7 protein-coding genes and 1 pseudogene are annotated in these 12,095 nt (G+C 72.8%); 4 read left to right on the top strand and 4 right to left on the bottom strand.

The window, feature by feature from the left end; translation table 11 throughout:
• The first annotated feature begins 10 nt into the window (after window positions 1-10).
• The 3 genes and pseudogenes from ACZ6S4_RS37170 to ACZ6S4_RS37180 all read left to right on the top strand — a co-directional run.
• Complete coding sequence (locus tag ACZ6S4_RS37170) at window positions 11-1,537, top strand: FAD-dependent oxidoreductase (protein WP_465479405.1); 1,527 nt, start codon at window positions 11-13, stop codon at window positions 1,535-1,537.
• Window positions 1,538-1,773: 236 nt separating this feature from the next.
• A complete protein-coding gene (locus ACZ6S4_RS37175) occupies window positions 1,774-2,019 on the top strand; it encodes a PspC domain-containing protein (protein WP_465479406.1) in 246 nt (81 codons plus the stop codon).
• A 528-nt stretch (window positions 2,020-2,547) separates the two neighbouring features.
• Window positions 2,548-2,838, top strand: a pseudogene (locus ACZ6S4_RS37180) (DedA family protein); the annotation flags it as partial.
• Between the two features lie 180 nt (window positions 2,839-3,018).
• Here the strand turns inward: ACZ6S4_RS37180 and ACZ6S4_RS37185 are convergent.
• A complete protein-coding gene (locus tag ACZ6S4_RS37185; protein WP_465479407.1) occupies window positions 3,019-5,700 on the bottom strand; it encodes a M14 family zinc carboxypeptidase in 2,682 nt (893 codons plus the stop codon).
• 225 nt (window positions 5,701-5,925) lie between these two features.
• On the opposite strand from ACZ6S4_RS37185, the gene ACZ6S4_RS37190 reads away from it, so the two are divergent.
• Window positions 5,926-7,221: a M20 metallopeptidase family protein gene (locus tag ACZ6S4_RS37190; RefSeq protein ID WP_465479408.1), complete on the top strand. Its 1,296-nt coding sequence runs from the start codon at window positions 5,926-5,928 to the stop codon at window positions 7,219-7,221.
• Between the two features lie 380 nt (window positions 7,222-7,601).
• On the opposite strand, the gene ACZ6S4_RS37195 is transcribed toward ACZ6S4_RS37190, so the two are convergent.
• The 3 genes from ACZ6S4_RS37195 to ACZ6S4_RS37205 all read right to left on the bottom strand — a co-directional run bounded on the left by ACZ6S4_RS37195 (window position 7,602) and on the right by ACZ6S4_RS37205 (window position 12,094).
• Window positions 7,602-9,722 (bottom strand): cellulase family glycosylhydrolase, encoded by a 2,121-nt coding sequence (locus ACZ6S4_RS37195; RefSeq protein ID WP_465479409.1) that lies wholly within the window; start codon window positions 9,720-9,722, stop codon window positions 7,602-7,604.
• Window positions 9,723-9,816: 94 nt separating this feature from the next.
• Complete coding sequence (locus tag ACZ6S4_RS37200; RefSeq protein ID WP_465479410.1) at window positions 9,817-11,199, bottom strand: acetamidase/formamidase family protein; 1,383 nt, start codon at window positions 11,197-11,199, stop codon at window positions 9,817-9,819.
• A gap of 82 nt (window positions 11,200-11,281) precedes the next feature.
• Window positions 11,282-12,094, bottom strand: a complete 813-nt coding sequence (locus ACZ6S4_RS37205; protein WP_465479411.1) for an alpha/beta hydrolase — start codon at window positions 12,092-12,094, stop codon at window positions 11,282-11,284.
• Window position 12,095: the final 1 nt, after the last annotated feature.

Here is a 12,095-nt window from a genome sequence, read left to right on the forward strand (position 1 = left end):
CGCACTTCTGATGGGGGGACCTGACACTGTGATCCGACGTCTTGGCGGCGAGCGCGCCCACCGTGTCGTACGGTCCCGACCGGAGCTCCCCCGCACCGTGGCCACGCCGGTGACCGCGGTGGTCGTCGGCGGCGGGATCGCCGGCGTGACGGCGGCCCTGCTGCTCGCCGAACGCGGCGTCCGGGTCACCCTGCTGGAGCGGGCCGCCCAGCTCGGTGGCCGGCTGGCCGCCTGGCCGAGCACGCTGCCCGACGGCACCCGGCACATGGTCGAGCACGGCTTCCACGGCTTCTTCCGGCAGTACTACAACTGGCGCAACGTGCTGCGCCGCATCGACCCGAGCCTGTCGTTCCTGCAGCCGGCCGGGCGGTACCCGATCATCTCGCAGGAGTGGCCCGAGGAGAGCTTCGCCGGGCTGCCCAGGACCCCGCCGGCCAACCTGCTCGCACTGCTGGCCCGCTCCCCCAGCATGCGGCTGCGCGAGCTGCGCGGACTCGACGGCACGGCTGCTCTGCCGCTGCTGAGCTACGACCGCGAGGAGACGTACCGGCGCTTCGACGACGTCTCGGCCAAGGACTTCCTCGACGCGCTGGGCATGCCGCCGCGGGCCCGGGCCATGCTCTTCGACGTGTTCGCCCACTCGTTCTTCAACCACCAGGAGGACATGTCGGCGGCCGAGATGCTGATGCAGTTCCACTTCTACTTCCTGCGCAACCCGGAGGGGCTGGACTTCGACGCGCCCACCCAGGACTACGAGACGGCGATCTGGACGCCGCTGGCCCGCCAGTTCGAGGCGCTGGGCGGGAACATCCGCACCGGCGCGACCGTCGAGAGCGTCGAGCCGGGCTGGACGGTCACCCTCGACGACGGCGAACGGCTCACCGCGGACCACGTGGTGCTCGCCGCTGACCCCGGCGCCGCCCGTACCATCGCGGCAGCCTCCCCCGGCCTGGCGGGGCACGCGCCGGAGCTGGCCGCCCAGCTCGCCGCGGTCGAGACCACTGCCCCGTACGCGGTCAGCCGGCTCTGGACCGACCGCGACTGCCGGCCGGAGCGCGCGGTCTTCAGCAGCGTCTCCCGGGAGGCGACCCTGGACTCGGTCACGCTGTACCACCGCATCGAACGCGCCGCCGGCCAGTGGGCGCGGCGCATCGGCGGGTCGGTCATCGAGCTGCACGCGTACGCGGCGCCGACCGGCCTGGAAGCGGCCGAGCTGACCAAGCGGATGTGGACGGAACTGGGCGGCCTCTGGCCCGAGACGGTCGACATGACGATCCTGCACGTCGAGGAACGGGTGGGCCGGGACGCGCCCGCCTTCAACGTGGGCAGCGACGCCGGTCGGCCGGGCGTGGTCACCGGCGCCGACGGGTTGTACCTGGCCGGCGACTGGGTCTGGATGCCGTTCCCGTCGGCGCTGATGGAACGCGCGGCGGCCTCGGCGATCCTGGCCGTCAACGCGATCCTCGAGCGGCACGGCGTGGGGCCGAACCAGGTGTGGTCGGTGGCGCCGCGCGGCCTGCTGGCCCGGGGGCGCTGACCGCTCGCCGTCGCTGACCCGCTCGCCGTCGCTGACCGCTCGCCGGCTTTGACCGCTCGCCGGCTTTGACCGCTCGCCGGCTTTGACCGCTCGCCGGCTTTGAGCCGCTCGCCGGTGTGACCCTGAGATGGTGGGTCAGGGCCCGGCCAGGGTCGTTCCCCGATGTGTCTGGGGCCGGGCGGATGGGACTGTTCAAGGGTCAAGTTCGACGCCACCGGCAAGGAAAGCGAGACACCATGAACACCGTCCACGACTCCATGGCCCGCCAGGGACTGGTCCGCCCGCGCGACGGCCGGATGCTCGCCGGCGTGTGTGCGGGACTGGCCCGCAGGTTCGGGCTCGACCCGTGGCTGACGCGGGTGCTGTTCGTCCTGACTCTGTTCGTGATCCCCGGTAGCCAGATCCTGATCTACCCGGTGCTGTGGATCCTGATGCCGTCCGAAGAGCGCGCCTACGCCGCGACGTTCCCGCCGGCGGCCTGACCGCCCCGCCCGTCGAGCAAGGCCCGGCCGTTCGCGGCCGGGCCTTTCGCATGTCCCTGGCGCCTCTTCGCCTGCCCTGCCCACCTCGTCGCGCGTTTCCCGCCCGCCTCGTCGCGTGCCGCCAGTCAGCTCTTCGCGTGCCCCTGCCCACCTCATTCGCGCGTCCCTCCCACCTCATTCGCGCGTCCCTCCCACCTCTCCGTGGGCCCCCGCCCACCTCTCCGTGGGCCCCCGCCCACCTCCTCGCGTGCCCCTGGTCACCCCTCGCGTGGCCGGGGTCGCCTCCTCGCGTGTCCCTGGTCACCCTGAGGCGGGATCAGGGGCTTCTCGGGGCGAAAACCGATATCCCCGGCGACATCGATCGACCAGGCTGATCCTGTGCTCGCAGACCTGCTCAACGCCGCGACCGTTCTCGTCGACCGGCTGACCACGCTCGATGAGTGGTCGGTCCTGCTCTTCACGTACCTCTCGGCCGCCGTCGAGATGACGTTCCTGCTCGGGCTGCTCGTGCCCGGCGAGTCCGTGGTCATGCTGGCCGCCTCGCTGCACGGCCCGGGGGGCTTCGCCCTGGCGGTCGCGGCGGGCACGGCGGGCGCCCTGACCGGGCAGATCTGCGGGTACGCGATCGGCCGCGTCTTCGGCACCCGCCTGCGCAGCACCCGCCTGGGCCGCCGCATCGGCGCCGAGCGCTTCGACCGCGCCGAGAACTACCTGCGCGAACGTGGCGCCCCGGCGCTGGTGGCGGTGCGCTTCGTCGCGGTGATCCACGCGATCGTGCCGATCGTGGCCGGCGTGGCCCGGATGCCGTTCGGCCGCTTCCTGGGCTGGTCTGCGCTGGGCACGGTGCTGTGGGTCGGCACGTTCGCCGGGGTCGGCGCGGCGACGGCGAGCGCCGACTCGACCGGTGGGGTCGGGGTCGTGCTCACCGCCGTCGCCGCTACCTGCCTGGGTGTGATTCCTTTCGCTGTGCGGTTGTTCCGCCGTTCGCCGGCCGCCGCGCTAGCCGGCGGACCAGTAGAGGGCTCGGGCGAACTCGGCGTACAGGCCCTTGGGGTGGGCGCGGAACAGCGGCTCGGTGCCGAAGAGCACCGCCCGGCCCCCGCGGGCCGTCCGGCCCGAGACGACCGACGCCTGCCCGGCCGCCTGGTCCGGCCCGCCTACGCCGGGCCCGGTCGGCAGCCAGTGACCGGCCACCAGTGGATCGGCGGCGTAGCGCTGCTCGACCGTGAAGCCGGAGCCGGTGAACCAGATCGGCGAGTAGACGAACGCGTGTGGCAGCGCGTCGGCACCGACCACCGCTCCGGTGTTGGTGACCGCGACGACGCCGTTCGCGTCGCCACGGCCGGGCACCGCCGTCGCCGGCAGCAGGCCCGCCGCCACGTTGAAGGCCGCGCCGGTCGCGCCCCGGGTCACCACGCCACCGCGGCTCAGCAGCTCGTCGACCGCCGCCTTGCCGGTCGGCGTGAGCTGCGCGTACGACAACCCGGAGGAGACGACCAGGGTGTCCACGCCGGACAGGTCAGCGCCGGCGTTCAACAGGGCCGTGGAGACCGGGCGTACTTCGAAGCCCATCTCACGCAACGCGAACAGCTCGTCGGCGGCGACCGCGGCCGCCAGCACCGGACGGCTGAACGGGGTGCCGGCGGAGCCGCGGGGCGCGGCGGTGAACCGTACCCCGAGACGCCTGGCCAGGGCCTCGGCCTCGAGGCGCGCCGCGGCCGGGACCACGACGGTGCCCGCGTCGGTGCGCCGGAGCTTGACGTCCAGGTCGAGCAGGGCGTTCACGGCCCGGACGTCGGCCGGATCGCGCAGCTGCAACGCCAGGTCGCGGCCCCTGCCGGCGGTGACTGAGCCGACCGCGGCGGCGGCCTTGACCGGCGTGGTGCTCACCCTCGGGGCGGCCGTGCGGCTGATGTCGACCGAGGCGCCCCAGAGCAGGCGGTGACTCCAGCCGGAGATGTCATACATCTGCGGAACCAGCGCGGAGATGTCCCGGCCCGCCTCGAGCAGCACGTTGGCGAGGCCGCGTTTGGGCTGGTGCATGTCGACGAGGTAGGACCCGGCGGGGTAACGCCGGCCGTTCAGCGTGAAGGCTCGCCGGGCCTTGGTCACCCGCACGTCGTGGGCCACCAGGTGGTCGACGAGCCGGGCAGCCGCGGGAGCCGAGCGCTGGCCCGAACCGACCGGGATGACGTAGGCGCGCGGGAACTCGGTCGAGTACCGGTCCTCGGGGCCGAAGCCGGGCACGAAACCGTCCGGGATCCGCGGCGAGGGCGCACCGGCCCAGCCGCGGCGGAACTGCTCGATCTGACCGGCGAGCAGCGACGCCCGATGCGTGTCGGCGTAGGTGAGGGCGGCCTCGATGGTGGCCGCGGCCACGGCGGTGTTCACCGCGGAACGGCGGCGCAGCTCCTCGACCGGCAGGCTGGTGTAGACGCCACGGTTGACCTGCCACGGGATCTCCACGGTGTGCCCGACGGCGCCCTGGTAGATCGCGTACATCGGGGTGAAGATCGGCGGCCAGTCGTCCCAGTCCCCCGGCGCGTAGTCCCGGAACGGGATGTCGACGCTCTCGGTCCCGGGCAGACCCAGCTGCTTGACCGCGGCCTCCATGCCCAGCGCGTTCGGCAGCGCGTGCTTGATGTACAGGTCGTACTCGTAGTTCTGCCCGTGCGGCGGCGTGGCCGGCTCGATCAGGGTCGCGCCGGTGTAGCCGTGCTCGTCGAGCATCACGAACGGCTGGGTGCCGATGACAACGTCACGTACGGCCCGCGACTCCGGCTGCGAACTGGTGGCATGGTCGCGGTTGATGTCGAAGCCGGCGCCGTTGACCCGGGTCCCGGCGATCCGGCCGTCCGGATTGTTGGTCACCGTCACGTAGAACCGGGTCCGCCGCAACAAGGCGGCGGTGGCTCGGTCGGTGGCGGTGGCGAGGCGCTCGATGACCCGTAGGGCGCCGTCGGTGCCCTCCCACTCGTCGCCGTGGATGTTCGCGTTGATCCACACCGGGGTCTTGTAGCCGCGTTGCAGGACCCGGTCGCGGGCGGCGGCCCGCGGGTCGTTCTCGATCAGCGCCCGCCAGCGGTCCTGCCGGGCGGCCTCGGCGGCCGACTCCGGGGCGGTCACGGTGACGAGGTAGAGGTCGCGGCCGAGGGCGGAATGGCCGACGACCTCGGCGGAGACCCGGTCGGAGGCGTCTTGCAGGGCGTTGAGCCGGGGCGCGATCTCGTGGTACGGGACCAGGCCGAGCCTGATCGACTTGTCGGTGGGGTCCTGCGGGTAGACGCGCAGGTCGGTCTGGCGGGGGTAGCCGTGGCGCTTCGGGGTCCACCGCTGGTCCGGGGTGGCGCTCAGCGGCGTGACGGCCGAGCCGCGCAGCTCGGGAGCTGTCGCGGCTACCCCGTGGCGCTCCGGGCCGTTGCCGAATTCCCTGGTCGCCGGGCTCCCCGGCGCTCGATCGGCCAGCGCGGGATCAGTCAGCGCGGCTTGGGCCGATGCGCGATCGGCCGATGCGCGATCGGCCAGCGCGGGATCGGCCAGCGCGGGATCGGCCAGCGCGGCTTGGGCCGATGCGCGATTGGCTGGTGCGGGATCGGCCGGTGCGGCCGAAGCCGGACCGGCGCCGGCTCCGACGGCGAGCAGCAGGGCACAGAGTCCGGTCAACGCCCGGGATGAGTCCACAAGCACCTCCTTGTCGTGCCCTCGACCTTCTCGCGGCCACCCTCGTCGACGCAATGACGACGGTGGATGACGGCCATACCGATCCTGCCATCACACCGGCTTGCGGACAGTGGGGTTAACCCCCTGCAGATGCGGGGGTTTGCCGCAATGTGCCTTCCGGCCGAGTGCGACAGGCTCTTGTGGACCGGCTCGCCGAGGGGCAGCCGCGATCCTGGAGGAGGGACCATGTCGGACTCGGGGGACCGCATCATCAGCCGGCGCGTCATGCTCGGCAGCGCCGCCGGCGTCATCGGAGCGGGGCTGGTGCCTGCGGGGTCCGCACACGCCGGCGGTGGCTCCCGGCACGGGCCAATAGACCAGCACGCGGTGGATGCCGTCGCGGGCCGGCTGGACGACGATCTGATTGATCTACGCCGCGACCTGCACCGGCATCCCGAGATCGCGGGTCAGGAGGAACGCACCGCCGAGGTGGTGGCCCGGCGTCTGCGAGCAGCCGGCCTCCACGTCACCACCGGCGTCGGCGGGCACGGCGTGGTGGCCTTGTTGACCGGTTCCCGGCGTGGCCGGACGGTCGCCTACCGGGCGGACATGGACGCGGTCGCGCCGGGCGAGCAGGTGGGCGGTGGCCCACAAGCAGCCCACCTGTGTGGACACGACCTGCACACCACCGTGGGTGTGGGTGTCGCCGAAGTGCTGGCACGCTTGAGACACCGGCTCGCCGGCACCGTGGCGTTCTTCTTCCAGCCCGCCGAGGAGACGCTCACCGGCGCCGCCGCGATGCTCGACGCGGGAGTGCTGGGCCGGGTCCGTCCGGCGGAGATCCACGCCCTGCACTGCGGCCCGTTCCCGGTCGGCCAGTTCGTCGTCACACCCGGGTACGGCCTCCCCGGCCAGGATCGCGGCGTCATCACCCTCACCGGCACCGACGCGGCGGCCCGGGCCCAGCAGCTCGCCACGGACATCGCAGCTCTCGGCACGGTGGGGCGGCCGAGCACGAGCGCGGATCTCGAACGGCTCGTGGCCGACTTCCAGACACCGGACGGGCCGCTGGCCGACTTCGTCGCCATGCAGGCCGGCGTCTCTGCCGGGGATCGGGCGGAGGTCAGGGTGTCCTACCGCTGCTGGCCCGAGGAGCGGTATGCCGGGGTCCGCGAGGACATCCACCGGCTGGCGCGGTCGGCCGGCCCGGCCACGGTGGACTTCCCGAAGGACCCCTTCCCGGCCATGGTGTGTCCGCCGAAGGAAGCCCTGGCGCTCAAGCGGCACCTGCAGCACACAGCCGGTCGTGGCCGGGTGAGGACGGCGTATGCCGCGATCCCGTTCAGCGGTGAGGATTTCGCGCTGTTCCTGAACCGGATTCCCGGCACGTACACCTTCCTCGGTGTTCGTTCGCCCGGCGCCGCCATCGAGACGAGCTATCCGCACTTCGGCGCCTTCGACCCGGACGAGCGGGCCGTCGGCCACGGCGTGCGTGCGATGGCTGGCTGGCTGGCCAAGCGCGCAGTCAGCCCGCAGGCCTGACCGAGCCGGGATGCGGGACGAGCCGCCGCAGCAACGCCGAGTGGTCCGGACCAAGACGCGGCCTGAATCGGCCCCCGGTGCGGGACCGGAGACGCGTGATGGACCGAGCCAGGGCCGGGCCGGGAGGCGGCCGGGCCGGGAGGCGGCCGGGCCGGAAGGCGGGCCGGGCCGGAAGGCGGGCCGGGCCGGGAGCCGGACCGGGCCGGGAGCCGGACCGGGCCGGGAGCCGGACCGGGCCGGGGTTGGGAGGTGGACCGGGCCGGGTTGGGAGGTGGACCGGGAGGCGGGTCGGACCGGGATGGGAGGTGGACCGGGGACGACGCCCGTGCGAACGCAATTCGCGGGCTGCGTCGTCCCCGGTCCGGTTCCGAGGGGGTTCGTTATGCCAGGGTGCCGGTCACCGTCGTGCCGGACTTGGTGACGTAGTAGGTCACCACGGCGCCACTCCAGAAGTGGAACTTCAGGGTGACCCGGGAGCCGTCGGTGACCTCGGCGAAGAGTTCCGGCTTCAGGGTGATGACGTTGCCGGTGTAGTCCGGGGCGAACGTGTAGTCGAACTCCTTGAACGGGGTCCAGTTCTGCGGGCCGGCGTTGCTGCCGTCGGCGTAGGTGGCCTCCATGGTGGCGAGCTGGTCGCCGCGGAAGGTGGTCGGGATGGTGAATGCGCTGGTTGTGCCGGTTGCGGCCGACAGGGTGGGGGTGTCGTAGGTGATCAGGTTGAGGCGCCACGGCACGCCGGTGGAGAAGTGAACGTGCAGGGTCGCGTTGACGCCGTACGCCCGGGAGCCGGACAGCCGGGTGAGCAGAGCGGCCGAGAGCGTCAGCTGGTCGCCGGAGATGGTGTAGTCGGTGCCGCGGACCAGTTCGGTGCTGCCCTGGCGCAGTCCGGTGAAGGTGGTGCCGTTGGGGTTCAGCGTCACCGTCTTGCTCGTGATGGCGGCCGCGCGGGCACTGAACACGAGGTCACTCTCGGCCGTACCGGAGCGGGTGGTCCAGCTCGAGTTGATCTGCGCGATCAGTTCTGGATCCGACCACTGCAGCGACGTCCGGCCGAAGTGCTGGCCGTTGTCCCACAGCATCGTGGTCACGTTCTTCGCCCGCGCCTGAGCGCCGAACAGCTCGAAGAACTTGAGCTTCTCGCCCTGCTCGATCGTGCCGGTGTGCCGGTCGAAGCCGAGCAGGCCGTACTCGCCGATGATCACCGGGATGCCCCGGGCCACGAAGGTGGTGGAGATCCGGTCGAACATGTCGGTCAGGTCCTTCTGCGCCGTGGCGTCGAAACGGTAGCCGCCGGCGATGTTCACGCTGAACGGCCAGTAGCCGTAGTAGTGGACCGTGGCGATCAGGTTCGGGTCGTTCATCGCGGTGAACGTCGCGGTCAGCTCGTCCAGGCGGGCCTGGTCGGCCGAGGTGTGCAGGGTCGGCAGCACCAGCAGCCGGGTCGCGTTGCCGCCGCCGGAGTTGCGGACGATCGTGCGGAAGGACGTGTTCAGCTCGTCGAGCAGGGCCGCGTTCTGGGCGTCGCCGGAGCTGCCGGTGAACTGCGGCTCGTTCACGCTCTCCAGCACCAGCTTCGCCGGGGAGTCACGGAACGCGGCGGCCAGCTGGGTCCAGGTCGCGTTGTAGCGGGCCAGCACGGTGGTCCGGTCGGTCGGCATCGTGTTGATCCACTGCCAGGAGTCGTGGTGGATGTTGACCATGACGTAGAAGCCGTCGTCCAGGGCCCAGCCGACCACCTCCTCGACCCGGGCCAGGTAGGCGGCGTCGATGGTGTAGTCGGGCGCGCCACCCTGGTGCTGGCCCCAGGTCACCGGAATCCGGATGCTCTTGAAACCCTGCGCCTTGAGCCCGTCGAGCAGGGCCTCGGTGATCCGCGGGTTGCCCCAGGAAGTTTCGTCGGCGCCGGTGGCGTCCAGCGAGTTGCCGAGGTTCCAGCCGGGCTGCATGGCGGCGACCGCGGCCATCGCGTTGCCGGCCGGTGGTGGCGTGGTCGGCGGGGTGGACGGCGAACTGCTCGCCGACGAGCTGGGGCCGGGCGCGCTCGGCGACTGGCTTGGCTGGCCGACGCTGCCGGTGCAGGCGACGCCGTTGAGGGTGAACGCCGTCGGCGCCGGGTTGCTGCCGGTCCAGGTGCCGTTGAAGCCGAACGTGGCCGAGCCGTTGGTCGCCAGCACCGCGTTGTGCCCCACGTTCGCCGCGGTGACCTGGGTGCCGGAAGCGGTCACCGTCGCGTTCCAGGCCTGGCTCACCGCCTGCCCGGAGGCGAAGGTCCAGCCCAGTCGCCAGCCGTCGATCCGGTCACCGAGGTTGGTGACCGTCACGTTGGCGGTGAAGCCGCCCGGCCATTGGGCCCCGTTGGCGTAGGTGACACGGCACCCGGCGGCCGCGTTCGCACCGGTCGCGGTGGCCACGCCGAGCCCGGCCACCAGCGTGGCGACCGCGCCCACGAGGAGACCGGCCCGCCACCGGCGCCTACGGAGGGACCTCTGCAAGCCGATCATGACACTCCTCGTTCCGGACAGCCCACATCAATGACCGGCGCAGACTAAGTCGGGAGTCCAAACTATGTCAATCGACCAAGCTAGATCTCCGAGCTCAGAAGTGGCTCTTCGGAATCACGCCGTGCACGCCCACCGTGCGGTCGACGACCTGGGAGACGGCGAAGTCCGCGGCCGCCGACAGGTAGGCGTACGCGATCGCCCGGTCCATGCCCAGGTCGTGCTGGAGGAAGTCGAGGGCGTTGACCACCGCCCGGCGCATCGCGACGTCGAGGTCGTTGCCCTGCCCGCCCGGCGCACCGTCCGGGTCGGACAGCCCGATCGGCACCCAGGCCTGCGGCGTCTCGGCGAACGGATAGCCGAAGGCGACCGACGGCGCTCCCTCGGCACCCTTCTTGACCACGGTCAGCCGGTACGTGGCCCGCAGCGACCCCTCCAGCGCGGTCAGTGCCACCTCGCCGTCCCCCATCGCCAGGTGCGGGTCGCCGACGTAGAACAGCGCGCCGGTCGCGAAGACCGGCAGGTAGAAGGTCGCGCCCGGGCCCAGCAGACTGATGTCGATGTTGCCGCCGCCCAGCGTCGGCGGGATCGAGTTGAGCGCCGGGTCGGTCAGCGAGCCGGCGTCGGCGAACGCGACCCCCATCATGCCCATGAACGGGTGCAGCGGGAACGCCACGTCGCGGTGCCCGGGCCGGGGCAGCACGCCGGTGAGCCGGCCGCCCCGGGCCGCGCGGACGGGTGTGAAGACGGAGACGTTGCCGTACCGCCGCGGGTCGCCGGTGGGCCGGCCGTCGGCCGCCACCGGCGGCATGATCTCCGCCTCGGTGATGCCCGCCGGGACGGCGCCGCCGGCCAGCCGGGGCAGGGCGCCCTTGCCGTGCCGGCTCGACACCACCCCGTACGGGACCCGGGGCACCGCCGCGAGGATCTCCACCTTGAGGACGTCGCCGGGCTCCGCGCCGTCCACGTGGATCGGGCCGGTGACCACGTGCGGGCCGTCGACGTCGAAGTTGCGGGTGGTGCGGTCGTAGTCGCGGGCCACGGCGACGGCGTCGGTCAGCACCAGGCGGGCGGGCACGCCGTGGCCGGCGAACCACCGCACCGGGTCGCGGCCCTGGTCCTCGAGGATGCCCTCGTGCGAGACGGTGTCGACAGTGACGGTCTGCCCCGAGCGCATCCGCAGCACCGGCTCGCTGGTCACCGACGGGACGTAGCCCCACCGCACCTCGTCCGGTCGCGACGGCAGATAGTGCCGGCCCGGGATGGCGCCCCGGCCGGGCTGCAGGATGCCGGCCGGCCGGGCCGCGGGCGTGCGGGCGTGCGCGGGCGCGGCCGCGCCGGTGACGACGCCGCCGGCGCCGATCGCGGCGGCGGCCCGCAGGAAGGTACGCCGTCCCAGCGCCGCCACCAGAATGTCCCGTGCCCGGGCACCGCCACCACGGAGCGGCCGACCGGAATCGGCGAAGTCGTCGATGTCCATGCCGCCCAGTTGTAGGCACAGCGGGTGTCGGCGCCGTCGCGGGCCGATGTCCGCCCGATTAAGCCACCGAGCGCCACGGCGGTCACCAGGCGGTGGCGACGACCTCGACCAGCGGCACCGGCGGCACCCCGCCGCGGACCGCCTCCAGGAACGTCACGATCTCCGCGGCCACCGAGCGGTGCTGCAGGTCGTTGAGCACGTCGTGGTGGCCGCCGCGCACGACGGCCAGCCGGGCCTGCGGCAGCGACTTGGCCAGCCGGGTCAGCTCCGCGCGGTCGGCCAGCGGGTCCGCGTCGCCGGTCAGCAGCAGGTGCGGCACGTCGGCCGTGCTGCCGTACGCGGCGTCGAGCAGAACCGCCGGCACCGCCTCGGCCAGCGAACCGGGCACCACGGCCGGATCGTCGGTGAGCACACCGCGGTGCACCGGGCAGTGGGTACGGGCGTCCAGCTCCTCATCCCATCCCCCGTCCGGCCGCCCGCCGTAGCCCGGCAACCCGGCCAGCACAACAGCGTCCGGCCACCACGCCTGCTCGGGCGCCGTCCGGGCCACCAGCGCGGCGATCACCGCCGCACCGGTGTCGGCCCCGGCCAGCACCAGCGGACGAACGAGATCGACGGTGTCCAGCGCCTCGCTCAGAACCAGGGCGGCGTGCGAGAGATCGGCCGCGAGCGGCGGATGCACCCGCACCTGGTCCGCGCCAGCGGGCGACCCGAGCACCCCGACCTGGTCCCATTCAGCGGGCGGCGGCAGCACCCGGACCTGGTAAGCGTCGGCAGCCAGCCGGGCACCGAAGCGCCCGTACCCGGCCTGGCTCTCGCCTCGCCCGGGCAGCACGAGCACCGTGCCGCGGACCCTGACCCCCTCGGGCGCGCCGAAGTCACGGTAGCCGGTCATG

It is taken from the genome of Actinoplanes sp. NPDC051405, assembly GCF_055586185.1.

Bases quoted from the DNA above. Each gene is read 5' to 3' on its own strand.
- ACZ6S4_RS37205 (WP_465479411.1), bottom strand. From the start codon at position 12,094: ATGACCGGCTACCGTGACTTCGGCGCGCCCGAGGGGGTCAGGGTCCGC.
- ACZ6S4_RS37175 (WP_465479406.1), top strand. From the start codon at position 1,774: ATGAACACCGTCCACGACTCCATGGCCCGCCAGGGACTGGTCCGCCCG.
- ACZ6S4_RS37170 (WP_465479405.1), top strand. From the start codon at position 11: ATGGGGGGACCTGACACTGTGATCCGACGTCTTGGCGGCGAGCGCGCC.
- ACZ6S4_RS37190 (WP_465479408.1), top strand. From the start codon at position 5,926: ATGTCGGACTCGGGGGACCGCATCATCAGCCGGCGCGTCATGCTCGGC.
- ACZ6S4_RS37200 (WP_465479410.1), bottom strand. From the start codon at position 11,199: ATGGACATCGACGACTTCGCCGATTCCGGTCGGCCGCTCCGTGGTGGC.
- ACZ6S4_RS37195 (WP_465479409.1), bottom strand. From the start codon at position 9,722: ATGATCGGCTTGCAGAGGTCCCTCCGTAGGCGCCGGTGGCGGGCCGGT.